Origin of the sequence: Pseudomonas sp. 9.1(2019), assembly GCF_009910445.1 — a bacterium.
Lineage (GTDB): Bacteria > Pseudomonadota > Gammaproteobacteria > Pseudomonadales > Pseudomonadaceae > Aquipseudomonas > Aquipseudomonas paraversuta.
In genome coordinates this window covers 156,956-172,791 of sequence record NZ_VBWF01000002.1, presented here as the reverse complement: position 1 = coordinate 172,791, position 15,836 = coordinate 156,956, and the positions used below count along the sequence as shown (strand labels likewise).

The following is a 15,836-nucleotide window of genomic DNA, read 5'->3' as shown; positions in this document are numbered from 1 at the left end:
AGTAGGTAGAATGCGGTTTTTTTAGTGAATGGGGGTGTGCCTTGCGCGAAATCGTCCTGATAAACATCACGGGTGAGGACCGTCCGGGTCTCACTGCGGCCATTACCGGCGTACTGGCCAGCAATGGGGTGAACATTCTCGACATCGGTCAGGCCGTCATTCATGGCGTTTTGTCGTTGGGTTTTCTGGTTGAAATTCCGCAAGCGGAGCAGGTGTCGGCGGTACTTAAAGACCTGCAGCCCCTGATCGCCAAAGAAGGCCTGCAACTGCGCTTCGACCCGATCTCCGAGGAGCACTACCAGCGCTGGGTCAACGAGCAGAGCCGCCAGCGTCATGTGGTGACATTGATGAGCCGCCAGGTCACGGCCCATGAACTGCAACAGGTGACATCGGTAATCAGCCAGCACGGGCTGAACATCGAGCAGACGGATCGTCTGTCCGGTCGTGTGCCGCTGGATGCGCCGACGCAGTTGAGCAAGAGCTGCATCGAGTTGCGCGTCTGCGGTGAGCCGACCGACCTCCAGGCGTTGCGTGAAGCATTCTTTAACCTGGCGCAAGAACTCAATGTCGACATTGCCTTGCAGGAGGACACCCTGTTCCGTCGCCATCGCCGCCTTGCCGTATTTGATATGGACTCGACCCTGATCCAGGCCGAAGTCATCGACGAGCTGGCAAAGGCTGCGGGTGTGGGCGAGCAGGTATCGGCCATTACCGAGCGGGCCATGGCCGGTGAGCTGGATTTCAAGGCCAGTTTCAAGGAGCGCATGGCGCTGCTTAAAGGTTTGGACGTCAGCGTGCTGGACTCCATCGGCGCCTCGCTGCGGTTGACCGAGGGCACCGAAGTGCTGTTCGCAGAGCTCAAGCGCCTGGGCTACAAAACCGCCATTCTGTCCGGCGGCTTTACCTACTTCGCCAAGCAATTGCAGGAAAAGCTGGGTATCGACTACGTGTTCGCCAACGAGCTGCAAGTAGTGGATGGAAAAGTCACCGGGGTGGCGGTTGAGCCGATTGTCGATGCACAGCGCAAAGCCGATTTGCTGCGAGAGCTGACAATAAAGGAAGGGTTGGTACTGGAGCAGACCATTGCGGTCGGTGATGGCGCCAACGACTTGCCAATGCTGGCAATTGCCGGGCTGGGTGTCGCATTCCGTGCCAAGCCGCTGGTTAAACAGTCAGCCAGACATGCCATTTCGACCCTGGGTCTGGATGCCGTGCTGTACCTGCTGGGTCAGCGCGACCGTAACAGCCAGGGCTAGCCAGACCCTGCAGCAGCGCCCTTGCTCGCGAGCTTTCAAGATCGCGAGCAAGGGCGGGGCTCAGTGTTATTCGGCGTTGGCCGGGCCACCAATGGCCTGCCCCATCATCACCGGCGAACCCGCCGTCAGGCTTTCAGCCCATTTGATCTGTTCTGGCCCGAACAGCACGATCGCAGTAGAACCCAGCTTGAAGCGCCCCAGTTCGGCACCTTTTTCCAGATGGATCGGCGCACGGGCAGCTTCGTCGTAGCGGAAAGTTTTCAGCTCGCGTTTAGGTGGCGTCACCAGACCGGCAAACACGGTTTCAATCGATGCCACGATCATGGCACCCACCAATACCACGGCCATCGGGCCGCGCTCGGTATCAAAAATACACACCGCGCGCTCGTTGCGGGCAAACAGCTCCGGCACGTTTTCGGCCGTGGTCTGGTTAACCGAAAACAGGCGGCCCGGAACGTAGATCATTTCGCGCAGAGTACCGGCCAGTGGCATGTGCACACGGTGGTAGTCCTTGGGCGACAGGTAAATGGTGGCAAACTCGCCGCCCATGAATTGAGCCGCAACCGCAGCATCACCGCCGACCAGTTCCAGCACGCTGTAGCTATGACCTTTGGCCTGGAACACCCGGCCGTGCTCGATCGGGCCGAGCTGGCTGACTGCACCATCGGCCGGGCTCAGCACTGCGCCCGGCGTTTGATCCAGCGGGCGGGCACCGTCTTTCAGGGCGCGGGTGAAGAAGGCGTTGAAGTGCTCGTAAGCAGTAACGTCTTCAACCAGGGCCTGGGACATGTCCACTTGATAACGCTTGGCGAACCAGGTGGTGAACGCATTCTTGAACCAGCGCACGCGGCACTCGGCAATGCAGCCGGCCAGACGCGACAGCAGGTGATGCGGCAACAGGTACTGGCTCAGGAGAAACAGACGCTTTTTCATTGCAGGTCCTTAGTTTTTGACAGGCAGCTCGACGGGGGTGTCGGGGTGGTTGCCCCATTCGCCCCAGGAGCCGGCGTAGCCTTTGACGCGCGGATAACCGAGCGATTTGGCGACGAGATAGGTAAAGCCAGAGCGGTGGTGGGTCTGGCAGTGGGTAATCACTTCTTTGTCCGGGGTGATGCCCAGGTCCTTGAGGATCTGCGCCATGTCGGTACGAATGCGCAGGCTGCGGCTTTTATCCATGCCGGCGGTCCATTCGAAGTTTTTCGCGCCCGGGATGTGCCCGCCTTTGGCCGCCAGCACTTTTTCACCGGCGTATTCGGCGGGGCTGCGCGCATCCCAAATTGCCAGGTCAGCCGCGCCCAGGCGACTTTGCAGGTACTCGCGGGTGGCAGTGGGGGCGTCGTGCAACGTCAGCGGCAACGGGCCACCGACTGCAGGCGGCACAGCGCTCGACACCGGGCAACCTTCCGCGACCCAGGCGTGAATGCCGCCATCCAGATAGTGGTAAGCCTTGTGTCCGATCACGTCGAGCAACCAGATAAAACGGCCGGCCCAACCGCCGCCTTCGTCGTCATACACCACGTAGACCGCGTCGGGGTTGTGCCCCAGTTCGCCGAACAGCGCCTCCAGAGAAGCCTGGCCCGGCAGCAGGCCGGGTGCCGGGGGCTGGCCCAGCTGGGTGCGTTTGGGGTCGACGAAACGGGCGCCCGGAATATGCCCGGACTCGTAGCGTGCGACGCTGGTCAGGTCGACCACAATCAGTTCGGGGTTATCGAGCCGTGCGAGCAGGTCGCCGGGCTCAATGACCAACGGCAAACCAGAGAAGTCAGGCATGTGAGGTCTCCAGAGCGAAAAAAGGAGGGATTGTAGCGCAAGGGCTAGCGCCCGCGCGTGCTAAAGCTATTCAGGGCTTTCTCGATGCATTGCGCGGTTTTGCCAAATGCTTGCACGCTGGTCTCGGAAAACGGGCCGCCACCCTGGTCCGCCAGTATCAGCATCACGACGCGGCCACTGTTGCCCAGCGAGCGTAGCAGCAGATGCTCGCCGGGGAACAGCTGGCGCAGGTTGGCGGGCATGACCGCAGAAATCGTCGCGTTGTTTTCCGGCGTCAGGCGAACTTGCGCCGGTTGCGTCATCAAGCGTTGCAAGGCGGTGCTTTCACTGACGGTAAAGCTCATGTCGAAGGCTGCTTTCGGCAGTCCGGATATCTGGAAAACTCGCAGTGTGGTTGCGCTCTTGTCGGCCATCAGCAGCATCACCCGGCGCATGCCGCACGCCAGCAGGGCGTCGCGAGCGCAGGTGGTCAGGTGCATTGCGTTGGCGAAGGTGCTCGGCTCTGCCAGCAATTGTCCGCACAGCTTGCGCCATGTGGCCAGCGCCTCGGCAGAGGGTGGCGCGGCAGGCTGGCCGGGACTGCTGCGGCGGCTGTCCCACGGCCATAGCAGCGCTTGGGCCGGGTGCCACAGGTCGGGCACCGAGTGATAGCGGGCGCTGCTTGCGGCGTTTTGGTGAACCAGCTGCTGCACTTCATCCAGGGTTGTCTGCAGGTACAGCGCGGTGAGCAACTGCCAGCGCACATTGTGCGGGGTATCCCAGCCCGATTGCGCCGACAGCGCCAGAGCATTGGCCAGCAGCACGCTATTGGCGGGGTGATTGAGCCAGCGCCGCAGTGCCGGATCGGCGTCCAGTCGTTGTTGCTGGCGTAACCCGTCATGGTTGTTGCGGGCGATGTGCAGCACGCTGACCAGGGTGCGCTGCTCTTCAATGATGACCGTATAACCCTGTAGCACCCATGCCGGCAGGCGCCACAATTGCGCCAGCGCCCGGCAGATATCGAACAGCCGTACACCGAACAGCTCTTGCTCGACGTCACTGGCGCGCTCGCCTTTGTGGATGACCCGCTGTTCCCATTCTTCGAGCAGTTCTGGATGGGTCAGCGCCAAAGCCCACAAGGGTGAGAGAAACAGCAGGCTGCCCCAGTAGATTTCTTGCCACAGCCGCGCCAGACGATTGCCGAACAGGCCGACGGCCTGTTGCGCCGCGTGCTGGCTGATGAGCTGGATTTGCCGGAACCCCGGGGGGATTTCTTCCTGGCTCAGGGTGTTCATGTGCTCAAGCAATCTCTGGGTACGTTGCAGGCCCAGTCGGTTGATGGCCACTTCCAGGCTCTCGGCCGGTTCGCTCAGGCTGCTTTGCAGGTGCTGGTTGGCTTCGCGAATCAGGGTCAGGGCCAGTGCCGGGCTGTCTTGTATCAGCTCGGCAATCTCGCGCAATGAGCGGCGATTGTCGTTGAGGGCTTTGCACACCAGCCCATGGCTATGCTGCGGGATTGGCAAGCGGGCGGCGTTGAGCCGCTCGACCCAGGCATCCAGGGTTGCAGGTGTTGAGGTCGGGCTGGTGGTTTCACTGGTCATGATGGGAGCTGGTCATCATCAATTTGTTACTCGCGCCAAAAGGGCTGAACGGCTTTTCGCCTTTACCGGCTATAGTCTGGCGCAGATTTGCCGATAAGGAGAAGTAGAGTTTCACCGCGCTTGAATATGACCTTGAACCCGACTCAATAAGTACTTTTATATCTATGGCTAAAATTATCGGCATCATCGTTGTATTCGCGAGCGTACTCGGCGGGTACGTGCTTTCCCACGGCAAGATCGGGGCGCTGATTCAGCCGTTCGAGGTCCTGATTATTGGCGGGGCGGCGTTCGGTGCATTCCTGCAGGCCAATCCCGGTTACATGACCATGCACGTGATCAAAAAATCACTGGGTATGTTCGGCTCGCGTTTTACCCACACTTTTTATCTGGAAGTGCTGGGCCTGATTTACGAGATTCTCAATAAAAGCCGTCGCGAAGGCATGATGGCCATTGAGGCCGATATTGAGGATGCGGCGGCCAGTCCTATCTTCGCCAAGTACCCCACTGTGCTCAAAGACGAGCGCATGACAGCCTTTGTCTGTGATTACCTGCGCATCATGTCGTCGGGCAACATGGCGCCCCACGAGCTTGAAGGGCTGTTCGACATGGAGTTGTTCAACCTCAAGGAAGAGCTGGAGCATCCCTCCCACGCCGTCAACGGGATTGCCGACGGCATGCCGGGTTTCGGTATCGTGGCGGCGGTTCTGGGGATCGTGGTGACCATGGCTTCCTTGGGGGAGGGTGATCAGGCTGCCATTGGCCAGCACGTAGGTGCGGCGTTGGTGGGCACATTCTTCGGTATTCTGGCGGCCTATGGTTTCTTTGGCCCGCTGGCCACAGCGCTGGCGCACGATGCCAAAGAGGAGCTCAACATTTACGAGTCGATCAAGGCCTCACTGGTGGCATCGGCCTCCGGTATGCCGCCGTCGCTGGCGGTCGAGTTCGGGCGCAAAGTGTTGTATCCCAAACACCGGCCGAGCTTTGCCGAGCTGGAACAAGTGGTTCGCGGTCGCTGATTTATGGAAAACAATCAGCCGATCATCATCAAGCGCGTCAAGCGCTACGCTTCGGGTCATCACGGCGGCGCCTGGAAAATTGCCTTCGCGGACTTCGCTACGGCAATGATGGCGTTCTTTCTGGTGATGTGGCTGATGACAGCCGCCACGCCGGAACAAAAAATCGCCATCGGCGGCTACTTCAAGGACCCGATCGGGTTCAGTGACAGCGGCACGCCCTACACCATCGACCTGGGCGGCACCCCAGCGCTGGCGCCGGACAAAACACTCAACCCCGAAGAACAGATGCAGCCCCAGCCCGACAAGGTTGAGGTCGATTCCGATCAGGCTGAAAGCGTGGCGGAGCAAATAGAGAAAGAGCGTCTTGAGCTGCTGCTTCAGGAGTTGCAGAACAAGGTCGAAGAAAACCCGCAATTGCGCAAGTTCAAGGACCAGCTGCTGTTTGAAATCACCCCGGACGGTCTGCGGATCCAGATCATGGATGCCGAAAACAGGCCGATGTTCGACGTCGGCAGTGCGCGGCTCAAGCCGTACTTCGAAGATATCTTGCTGGCCCTGGCTGACACCATCAAAGCAGTGCCCAACAAGATCAGTATCAGCGGTCATACGGATGCCACGCCTTATGCCGGCAGTGGTGATTTCGGCAATTGGGAGTTGTCGTCCAACCGTGCCAATGCGGCCCGGCGCGCACTTGTGGTCGGTAGCTACCCGCAGAACCAGGTGGCGCGGGTAGTGGGTTATGCCTCATCGGTGCTGTTTGACAAGGCCAACCCGACCAATCCGGTCAACCGCCGTATCGACATCGTGGTCCTGACCAGGAAGGCGCAACAAGCGATTGAGGGTGAGCAGGGCATTGAGCCGGTCAAGGCACAAGAGCTGCCCAAGGCGCCGATAGATCCGACGGCCTTGCCAGCGGATCAGCAGCCGATGCCGGCCCATGAACCGCGTCAGAAGCTCAACCTCTTCGACGATAAAGTGCCGGATCCAGCCAGACCCTGACCTGCAGGAGCGTGCTTGCAGCTCGCGCCTGCAGGGTTGGCGGGGTTAGTAGCTTGACTCGGGCAGGCTGGCAATGATCGAGCGATAGCTGTTCATGCGTTGCTGCTGTACGCGGCCATCTTCCAGTGCCATCAGCAATGCACAGCCCGGCTCGCGGTCGTGCTTGCAGTCGCGGAAGCGGCAGCGGCCGATCAGGTCGTTGAACTCGATAAAGCCCGCTTCAACATCAGCCCGGCTCACGTGGCCCAGACCGAATTCGCGAATGCCCGGGGAGTCGATCAGATCGCCGCCGCCGGGAAAGTGGAACAGGCGCGCGGTGGTGGTGGTGTGCGTACCCTGGCCCGACACTTCGGACAATGGCCCGACCCGCAGGTTGACCTCAGGCAGCAGGCTGTTGACCAAGGACGACTTGCCCACGCCCGACTGACCCACAAACACGCTGATATGGCCGTCCAGTTGCGCTTGCAACTGCTCCATGCCGTCGCCGTGATGGGCCGATACTTCCAGTACCGGGTAGCCCAGCTGGCGATACACCGCCAGCAAGGCATTCAGTGCCGGAGCATTTTGATCGTCGATCAGGTCGGCTTTGTTGAGCAGCAACAGCGGACGAATGCCGGCGTGCTCGGCGGCTACCAGGTAGCGGTCGATCAGGTTGGCGTGTGGCTCGGGCATCGGGGCGAACACGATGACGATCATGTCGACGTTGGCAGCCACCGGCTTGAGCTGGCCACGGCTGTCAGGGCGGCACAGTTCGGTTTTGCGCGGCAGTTGGGCGACGATAACGCCGATGCCCTGGTTGCCTGCACGCCATACGACTGTGTCACCGGTGACCAGTGCGGGCAGGTTGGCGCGCAAGTGGCAACGGAACATCTGGCCTTTCAGCTCGCCTTCCTGGGCTTCGACTTCGACCTGCACACCAAAGTGCGCGATCACCAGGCCGAGTTGTTCGGCGCCAAGGTCGCCGCCTTCAAGCGCTTCGACGGCACTGGATTCACGTTTGGCGGCGCGTGCAGCGCGCTCGCCCTGGATCTTTTCGATGCGCCAGTTTTGGCGACGATTGAGCTGGCGTTTGGCCATGGGTGTTCCGTGTTGATAAAACGATAAGGAGGGTAAAACGCTGGCGAGTTTAGCACGTGGGCTGCATGCCTAAGCTAAACTGCGCGACTAAGCCCAGGAGCCATTTATGAACAACGCGCAGAACCTGATCTGGATCGACCTGGAAATGACCGGTCTGGATCCTGATAACGACGTCATTATTGAAATGGCCACCATTGTTACCGACAGCAATCTCAACACCCTGGCTGAAGGTCCGGTTATCGCGATCCATCACAGCGATGCAGTGCTGGCGCGCATGGACGAATGGAACACTCGCACCCACGGTGGCAGCGGCCTGACCCAGCGGGTCAAGGACAGTACCACCACCATGGCCCAGGCCGAAGCGCAGACCATCGCCTTTCTGGAACAGTGGGTGCCTAAAGGCAAATCACCGATCTGTGGCAACAGCATCTGTCAGGACCGGCGCTTTTTGTACACCCATATGAAAACCCTCGAAAGCTACTTCCACTACCGCAATCTCGACGTCTCGACCCTTAAAGAGCTGGTTGCCCGCTGGGCTCCGGAAGTGCGCGACAGCCTGGTGAAAAAAGGCACGCACCTGGCACTGGACGACATTCGCGAGTCGATTGCCGAGCTGCAGCACTACCGCAAGCACTTCATCAAGTTCTAAGCCCGCTACAGCAGGGGGTGTTTGCTGCCCTCTATTGGTGCTTGAAGCAAATGAGTAGACTGCGCGCCTTATTGCAAGGATCGCTGCCATGTTGCTGATGCTCTATTTAGTTGCCATTACTGCCGAGGCCATGACCGGCGCGCTGTCTGCCGGCCGCCGCGGCATGGACTGGTTCGGGGTGGTGCTGATTGCCTGCGTCACCGCCCTGGGCGGCGGGTCGGTACGCGACGTGCTACTGGGACATTACCCGTTAACCTGGGTCAAGCATCCGGAATACCTGGTGCTCACCACCTTTGCCGCGCTGGTGACGATTTTTATCGCGCCGTTGATGCGCCATTTGCGCTCATTGTTTTTGGTGCTCGACGCGCTGGGGCTGGTGGCGTTCACCCTGATCGGCTGCATGACTGCGCTGGAAATGGGCCAGGGCATGCTGGTCGCTTCGGTGAGCGGTGTGATTACCGGGGTGTTCGGCGGGATCCTGCGGGATATCTTCTGTAACGATATTCCGTTGATCTTCCGCCGTGAGCTGTATGCCAGCGTGTCGTTTGCGGCGGCATGGTGTTTCTTGCTCTGTACCTATCTGCAGATGCCCAACGATCAGGCGATTTTCGTCACCTTGTTCGGTGGGCTGTTGCTGCGCTTGCTGGCGATTCGCTTCAACTGGGAAATGCCCAAGTTCGTGTACAACGACGAGCACTGAGTCAGTGTTGCCGCAGGCTCTGGTCAGGCGCGCTGTGCGTGCTGGGCCAGCGCCCACGTCACATGCTCCTGCACCAGTTCGGACGGGTACTCAAGCCTGGCCTTGAGCGCTTCCAGCACCGGAATGCTCGATGGTGCATTACCCAGTCCAACCGCCAGGTTGCGCAGCCAGCGTTCGTAGCCGGCCCGGCGTAACGGCGAGCCTTCGGTGCTGCTGAGGAACTTGTCTTCGTCCCACATGAACAGTTCGGCCAGCTCGGCATTGTCGAGGTTGTGCCGGGGTTTGAAGTCGCCTTCAGCCGTGGTGCGGGCAAAGCGGTTCCACGGGCAGACGATCTGGCAGTCGTCACATCCGAACACCCGGTTACCGATCAACGGGCGCAAGTCTTCGGGGATCGCGGTTTTCAGTTCGATGGTCAGGTAGGAAATACAGCGCCGGGCATCCAGCACATAAGGTCCGATGAAGGCGTTGGTCGGGCAGATGTCCAGGCATGCGGTGCAGCGTCCGCAGTGCTCGGTCTCGTGGGGCGCATCCACGGGCAGGGGCAGGTCGACAAACAGCTCGCTCAAGAAGAAGTAGCTGCCAGCCTTGCGGTTGAGCACCAAGGTGTTTTTGCCGATCCAGCCCAGGCCGGCCTTTTGCGCGATGGCTTTTTCCAGCACCGGGGCGCTGTCGACAAAGGCGCGGAAGCCGAACGGGCCAATGTCCGCCTGGATCCGGTCAGCCAGTTGCTGCACGCGTTTGCGGATCAGTTTGTGGTAGTCGCGGCCCAGTGCGTAGCGCGAGATGTAGGCTTTTTCGGGCTGGGCCAGCAATTGCGCCATGTGGGTATCGCCGGGCAGGTAGTCCATGCGCAGCGACACCACGCGCAAGGTGCCGGGCACCAGTTCTTCAGGATGAGAGCGTTTGCTGCCGTGGGCGCCCATGTATTCCATGTCGCCGTGATACCCGGCGGCCAGCCAGCGTTCCAGATGTTGCTCGTGTTCTCCCAGGTCGAGGCCGGCAATGGCGACTTGTTGAAAGCCCAGCTCGCGGCCCCATTCCTTGATGGATTGAGCAAGAGCGGGGAGGTCGACAGTAATAGCAGGCATGAGGCAAGAGAAACCGGGGCTGAGATGCGTATAATTCTGCCAGACATCGGAGTCCGATACCCATGCCACAGACCAAACGCCTGATTGCCAGACCGCAAGCCCTTGTTGCCGATAGCCTGTCGCGCCTGCCTGCACGGGCTATGGACGCCCATAAAGGCCTGTTCGGGCATGTACTGCTGATTGGCGGAGACCGCGGTTTTGGCGGCTCCATTACGCTTGGCGCACAGGCTGCGTTGCGCTGCGGCGCGGGGCTGGTGTCGCTGGCTACCCGGCCCGAGCATGTGGCCGCCGCTCTGGTGCGCCTGCCCGAGGTCATGACCCTGGGCGTGTCATCGGCCAATCAGTTGATGGGGGTGCTGGCCCGGGCCTCGGTTTTGGTGGTGGGGCCGGGGTTGGGGCTGGCACCATGGGGGCGCAGTCTGTTATCGGCGGCGGCCCAGGCAAAAATGCCTCAAGTGTGGGATGCCGATGCGCTGAATCTGTTGTCCAACGCAGACTTTAAACTGGCGTCAGGCTCGGTTATTACTCCGCACCCCGGCGAGGCAGCGCGTTTGCTGGGGCTCAGTACTGCGCAGGTGCAGGCCGACCGGCCTGCTGCAGTCCGGGCGCTGGTTAAAAAATACTCAGTAGTGTGCGTTCTCAAAGGTGCAGGCACCTTGATCGCAGGCCTGAATGATGAACTGGCCGTGTGCGATCACGGCCACCCGGCCATGGCGACAGCAGGCCTGGGTGATGTGCTGGCAGGCGTGATCGGTGCTTTGCTGGCTCAAGGCATGACTGCATATGAGGCGGCGTGTCTGGCGGTGTGGCTGCATGCCCGCGCCGGTGAACAACAAGGAATATTGGGCCGTGGGCTGGCGGCCAGTGATTTGATTCCAGCCATTCGTCAGTTGTTGGAGGAACACGCACCGTGCACGAAATAACACTGCAATTGGCCGATGAAGAGGCCATGACCGCGTTTGGCGCACGCCTGGCGAGCGTCACCGGGGGCCACGGCCTGATCTTTCTCGACGGCGACCTGGGGATGGGCAAAACCACTCTGTCCCGCGGCCTGATTCGTGGCCTTGGGCACACCGGTTCGGTTAAAAGTCCGACCTTTACTCTGGTGGAGCCTTACGAGATTGGCGATATACGCGCCTTTCACTTTGACCTGTATCGCCTGGTCGACCCTGAAGAGCTGGAATATATGGGGATTCGCGATTACTTCGACGAAGACGCCCTATGCTTGATCGAGTGGCCCGATAAAGGTGCAGGCTTTTTGCCAAAGCCTGACCTGACCATTACCATTAGTCCGCATAACACCGGGCGTTTGCTGAAGCTGACGCCCCAAGGTTCACGTGGCGAGTCTTGGTGTGCCGCCTTGGCACCGGAAAACAAATAATGATGGGGTCTGGTATGCGCTTTCGCGCGTTAGTGAGTGTCGTTGGTCTGTTGCTCAGTGTCATGGCGGTGAATGCCGTGGCTGCGACTCAGGTAAAAAGCGTTCGTTTATGGCGTGCTCCGGACAACACACGGCTGGTGTTTGACCTCACGGGCCCGGTGCAACACAGCGTGTTTACGCTGACAGCGCCAGATCGCCTGGTGATCGATATCAATGGCGCGACCCTCGGCGGAAGTTTGAACGTGGCCACTGCCAATACGCCGATCACCAGCATGCGCTCGGCGCAACGCACGCCCACCGATTTGCGGGTGGTGATCGATCTGAAAAAAGCCGTCACCCCGAAGAGCTTCGTACTGGCGCCGAATGCGCAATACGGCAACCGTCTGGTGGTCGATCTTTATGATCAGGGCGCTGATATTGCCCCGAGCTTGCCGCCGACCAATGTGGCCAAGCTGCCAGTGGTACCGGTGACGCCGACCCAGCCCGAGATCAAGCTGGCGCCTGTGCCCACTGGCAAACGTGACGTGATCGTGATGATCGACCCCGGCCACGGTGGCGAGGATCCGGGTGCTTCGGGTGCCGGCGGACAGCGCGAAAAACACGTGGTGCTGGCGATCGCCAAAGAGTTGCAGCGCCAGATCAACGGCATGAAGGGCTTCAGGGCCGAGCTCACCCGCAGTGGCGACTATTTCATCCCGCTACGGGGACGCACCGAAATTGCCCGCAAGAAGGGCGCCGACCTGTTTGTCTCGATCCACGCCGACGCGGCACCTTCCAGGGCGGCCTTTGGTGCATCGGTGTTTGCGTTGTCTGAACGCGGCGCAACGTCCGAAACCGCGCGTTGGCTGGCAGACAGTGAAAACCGTTCTGACTTGATTGGCGGTGCAGGCAGCGTGAGTCTCGATGACAAGGACCGGATGCTGGCGGGGGTGTTGCTTGATTTGTCGATGACGGCATCACTGACTTCCAGCCTGAACGTGGGGCAAAAAGTCTTGAGCAACATCGGCCGGGTGACGCCGCTGCACAAGCAGCGTGTAGAGCAGGCCGGATTTATGGTGCTCAAATCGCCGGATATTCCATCGATCCTCGTAGAAACCGGGTTTATTTCCAACGCCAATGAAGCCAATAAACTGTCTTCGGCCAGCCATCAGCAAGCGCTGGCGCGCTCTATCAGCAGCGGTGTGCGTCAGTTCTTCCAGCAAAACCCGCCACCGGGTTCTTACATTGCCTGGCTGCGGGATACCGGGAAGATCGCCCAGGGAGCCCGTGAACACACGGTTCGCCCTGGCGAAACCCTGGCGATGATTGCCGTGCGCTATCAAGTGGGCGTTGCGACATTGCGCTCCAGCAACAACTTGAAAACCGATGAGTTGAAAATAGGCCAGAGCCTGAATATCCCCGCCACCGAACTGGTATCCAAGCAATGAGTGACGGGGTATTGAACAGCAGTGCGCGTATCGAGCTGCTCAGCCCGCGTCTGGCTAACCAGATTGCCGCAGGCGAGGTTGTTGAGCGCCCGGCGTCGGTGATCAAGGAGTTGCTGGAAAACAGTCTCGACTCGGGCGCCAAGCGTATCGATGTGGACGTGGAGCAGGCCGGCATCAAGCTGTTGCGGGTGCGTGACGATGGCAGCGGGATCTCCAGTGACGACTTGCCGCTGGCCCTGGCGCGGCACGCCACCAGTAAAATCCGCGACCTGGAAGACCTTGAACGAGTGATGAGCCTGGGGTTCCGCGGTGAGGCGCTGGCATCCATCAGTTCGGTGGCCCGCCTGACCCTGACATCGCGTACCCGTGGCGCCGATCAGGCCTGGCAGGTTGAAACCGAAGGCCGCGACATGGCGCCCCGGGTCCAGCCGGCCGCGCATCCGGTCGGTACTTCGGTTGAAGTGCGGGACCTGTTTTTCAACACCCCTGCGCGGCGCAAGTTTCTCAAGACCGAAAAAACCGAATTTGATCACCTGCAAGAAGTGATCAAGCGTTTGGCGCTGGCGCGTTTTGATGTGGCGTTCAATCTGCGGCACAACGGTAAAACCATCCTTAATTTGCATGAAGCCCACGACGACACCGCCCGCGCCCGCCGTGTGGCGGCAGTGTGCGGCGCTGCATTTCTGGAGCAGGCACTGCCGATCGAGATCGAGCGTAATGGCCTGCATTTGTGGGGCTGGGTTGGCTTGCCGACCTTTTCGCGCAGCCAGGCCGACTTGCAGTACTTCTATGTCAACGGCCGTGCGGTGCGCGACAAACTGGTGGCGCACGCGGTGCGTCAGGCTTATCGCGACGTACTGTTCAACGGCCGGCACCCGACCTTCGTGCTGTTTTTTGAGGTCGACCCGTCCGTGGTTGACGTTAACGTGCACCCGACCAAACACGAAGTCCGTTTCCGGGACGGGCGCATGGTGCATGACTTCTTGTATGGCACCTTGCACCGCGCCCTGGGCGATGTGCGCCCCGAGGATCAACTGGCGGCTCCTGCACCGGTGCCTGGCGCCGAGCGACCTACCGGGATCGACGCCGGTGAGTTTGGTCCGCAAGGCGAAATGCGTCTGGCGGCGCATTTGCTTGAGCAACCTCAGGCTGCGCCTGCACCGCATGTGCCGGGCTCCGGCGCCGGGGCGGGCTATCAGTCGTTCTATCGACCACCCTCTGCCACGCCGTCTGTTCCGGCAGCCGAGGCCCGCAATGCCTACCGGGAGTTTTTCGCGCCATTGCCTGAAGCGGGGGCCGCGCCGATGCCTGAAGGGCAGGGCGATATTCCTCCTCTGGGTTATGCGCTGGCTCAGCTCAAGGGTATCTATATCCTCGCGGAAAACGCTCACGGCCTGGTGCTGGTGGACATGCATGCGGCCCACGAGCGGATCATGTATGAGCGCCTGAAAATCGCCATGGCCAGTGAAGGGCTGAGCGGTCAGCCACTGCTGGTGCCGGAGTCGATTGCCGTCAGCCAGCGTGAAGCCGATTGCGCCGAAGAACATGGCGAGTGGTTTCAGCGTCTGGGCTTCGAGCTGCAACGTCTGGGGCCGGAAACTCTGGCCATCCGCCAGATCCCGGCCCTGCTCAAGCAGGCCGAGGCGCAACGCCTGGTGCACGATGTACTGGCCGACTTGATGGAGTACGGCACCAGTGACCGGATTCAGGCACACCTCAATGAATTGCTCGGCACCATGGCCTGTCACGGCGCGATCCGCGCCAACCGGCGCCTGGCCCTGCCGGAAATGAACGGCCTGCTGCGCGACATGGAAAATACCGAGCGCAGTGGTCAGTGCAATCATGGTCGTCCGACCTGGACCCAAATGGGCCTGGACGACTTGGACAAACTCTTTTTGCGCGGTCGCTGATGACAGGTTCCAACGCTTTACCACCGGCCATCTTTTTGATGGGGCCGACCGCTGCAGGCAAAACCGATCTGGCCATCGAGCTGAGCAAGGTACTGCCGTGCGAGCTGGTCAGTGTCGACTCGGCGCTGGTCTATCGCGGCATGGATATCGGCACGGCCAAACCCTCGAAAGAGATTCTGGCCGCACACCCGCACCAGTTGATCGATATTCTCGACCCGGCTGAAAGCTACTCGGCTGCCGATTTCCGTCGTGATGCGCTCAAGGCCATGGCAGAGATCACCGCACGGGGCAATATTCCGCTGCTGGTGGGCGGCACCATGCTCTATTACAAAGCGCTGAGCGAAGGCCTGGCCGACATGCCGGCGGCAGATCCGCAAGTGCGTGCGCAGCTCGAAGACGAAGCTCAGCGCCTTGGCTGGCAAGCGTTGCACGATCAGTTGGCAGCCATCGACCCGGAGTCGGCGGCACGTATTCACCCCAACGATCCGCAGCGTCTGACCCGTGCATTAGAGGTTTATCGGGTCAGCGGCCTGAGCATGACCGCCCACCGGCAAAAACAATCTGAACAATCTAGTCAAGCAGCGGCTTCTGGCTGCAGTCAATTGCCCTATACTGTCGCGAACCTGGGCATTGCTCCGGCGAATCGTCAGGTGCTGCATGAACGAATTGCACAAAGATTCGGGCAAATGCTGGAACAGGGATTCATTGATGAGGTCCTAGCCCTGCGTAATAGAAGTGACCTGCATGCAGGGTTGCCGTCTATACGTGCAGTGGGCTATCGCCAAGTCTGGGATTACCTGGACGGCAAGCTGACAGCAGCCGAGATGCAGGAGCGCGGCATTATTGCCACGCGCCAGTTGGCCAAGCGTCAGTTCACCTGGTTACGCAGCTGGAATGATCTGCATTGGCTGGACAGCCTGGACTGCGACAATCTGCCACGAGCCTTGAAATACCTGGAATCGGTCTCCATATTGAGCTGA

Annotated in this window: 15 protein-coding genes; 10 read left to right on the top strand and 5 right to left on the bottom strand. The window is 60.4% G+C overall.

The window, feature by feature from the left end; translation table 11 throughout:
• Nucleotides 1-41 precede the first annotated feature (41 nt).
• Nucleotides 42-1,256: a phosphoserine phosphatase SerB gene (gene serB / locus FEZ21_RS01530; protein WP_003438982.1), complete on the top strand. Its 1,215-nt coding sequence runs from the start codon at nt 42-44 to the stop codon at nt 1,254-1,256.
• A gap of 66 nt (nt 1,257-1,322) precedes the next feature.
• Here the strand turns inward: serB and asd are convergent, their stop codons facing one another.
• From asd to FEZ21_RS01515, 3 genes are read right to left on the bottom strand one after another with little or no spacing between them, the layout of a single operon-like run.
• Nucleotides 1,323-2,189: an archaetidylserine decarboxylase gene (gene asd / locus FEZ21_RS01525; protein ID WP_003438984.1), complete on the bottom strand. Its 867-nt coding sequence runs from the start codon at nt 2,187-2,189 to the stop codon at nt 1,323-1,325.
• Nucleotides 2,190-2,198: 9 nt separating this feature from the next.
• Nucleotides 2,199-3,026, bottom strand: a complete 828-nt coding sequence (locus FEZ21_RS01520) for a rhodanese-like domain-containing protein (protein ID WP_010656256.1) — start codon at nt 3,024-3,026, stop codon at nt 2,199-2,201.
• A gap of 44 nt (nt 3,027-3,070) precedes the next feature.
• Entirely contained in the window at nt 3,071-4,606 is a 1,536-nt protein-coding gene (locus FEZ21_RS01515; protein ID WP_160626289.1) for an HDOD domain-containing protein, read from the bottom strand.
• Between the two features lie 164 nt (nt 4,607-4,770).
• Between FEZ21_RS01515 and motA the strand changes: the two genes are divergently transcribed.
• Both motA and motB read left to right on the top strand, forming a co-directional pair.
• Nucleotides 4,771-5,622 (top strand): flagellar motor stator protein MotA, encoded by an 852-nt coding sequence (motA, locus tag FEZ21_RS01510; RefSeq protein WP_003438996.1) that lies wholly within the window; start codon nt 4,771-4,773, stop codon nt 5,620-5,622.
• A gap of 3 nt (nt 5,623-5,625) precedes the next feature.
• A complete protein-coding gene (gene motB, locus FEZ21_RS01505) occupies nt 5,626-6,621 on the top strand; it encodes a flagellar motor protein MotB (RefSeq protein WP_003439010.1) in 996 nt (331 codons plus the stop codon).
• 45 nt (nt 6,622-6,666) lie between these two features.
• Here motB and rsgA read toward each other — a convergent pair whose 3' ends face one another.
• Nucleotides 6,667-7,698 carry a small ribosomal subunit biogenesis GTPase RsgA gene (gene rsgA / locus FEZ21_RS01500; protein ID WP_127195735.1) on the bottom strand — a complete coding sequence of 344 codons (1,032 nt, stop codon included), beginning with the start codon at nt 7,696-7,698 and terminating at the stop codon, nt 6,667-6,669.
• A 106-nt stretch (nt 7,699-7,804) separates the two neighbouring features.
• Here rsgA and orn point away from each other — a divergent pair, with 106 nt between their 5' ends.
• Nucleotides 7,805-8,347 carry an oligoribonuclease gene (orn, locus tag FEZ21_RS01495; protein WP_003439017.1) on the top strand — a complete coding sequence of 181 codons (543 nt, stop codon included), beginning with the start codon at nt 7,805-7,807 and terminating at the stop codon, nt 8,345-8,347.
• Between the two features lie 88 nt (nt 8,348-8,435).
• Nucleotides 8,436-9,047 (top strand): trimeric intracellular cation channel family protein, encoded by a 612-nt coding sequence (locus FEZ21_RS01490; protein ID WP_003439018.1) that lies wholly within the window; start codon nt 8,436-8,438, stop codon nt 9,045-9,047.
• A 23-nt stretch (nt 9,048-9,070) separates the two neighbouring features.
• Here FEZ21_RS01490 and queG read toward each other — a convergent pair whose 3' ends face one another.
• Entirely contained in the window at nt 9,071-10,138 is a 1,068-nt protein-coding gene (gene queG / locus FEZ21_RS01485) for a tRNA epoxyqueuosine(34) reductase QueG (RefSeq protein ID WP_003439019.1), read from the bottom strand.
• A 62-nt stretch (nt 10,139-10,200) separates the two neighbouring features.
• Here queG and FEZ21_RS01480 point away from each other — a divergent pair, with 62 nt between their 5' ends.
• From FEZ21_RS01480 to miaA, 5 genes are read left to right on the top strand one after another with little or no spacing between them, the layout of a single operon-like run.
• Nucleotides 10,201-11,061, top strand: coding sequence for an NAD(P)H-hydrate dehydratase (locus tag FEZ21_RS01480; protein WP_003439020.1), 861 nt, complete (start codon nt 10,201-10,203; stop codon nt 11,059-11,061).
• Nucleotides 11,049-11,519 (top strand): tRNA (adenosine(37)-N6)-threonylcarbamoyltransferase complex ATPase subunit type 1 TsaE, encoded by a 471-nt coding sequence (tsaE, locus tag FEZ21_RS01475; protein WP_003439021.1) that lies wholly within the window; start codon nt 11,049-11,051, stop codon nt 11,517-11,519. The genes FEZ21_RS01480 and tsaE overlap by 13 nt, the downstream gene beginning before the upstream one ends.
• Nucleotides 11,520-11,521: 2 nt before the next feature.
• Nucleotides 11,522-12,946 (top strand): N-acetylmuramoyl-L-alanine amidase, encoded by a 1,425-nt coding sequence (locus tag FEZ21_RS01470; protein WP_198285235.1) that lies wholly within the window; start codon nt 11,522-11,524, stop codon nt 12,944-12,946.
• Nucleotides 12,943-14,856 carry a DNA mismatch repair endonuclease MutL gene (mutL, locus tag FEZ21_RS01465; RefSeq protein ID WP_029612523.1) on the top strand — a complete coding sequence of 638 codons (1,914 nt, stop codon included), beginning with the start codon at nt 12,943-12,945 and terminating at the stop codon, nt 14,854-14,856. The genes FEZ21_RS01470 and mutL overlap by 4 nt, the downstream gene beginning before the upstream one ends.
• Nucleotides 14,856-15,836, top strand: coding sequence for a tRNA (adenosine(37)-N6)-dimethylallyltransferase MiaA (miaA, locus tag FEZ21_RS01460; RefSeq protein WP_003439024.1), 981 nt, complete (start codon nt 14,856-14,858; stop codon nt 15,834-15,836). The genes mutL and miaA overlap by 1 nt, the downstream gene beginning before the upstream one ends.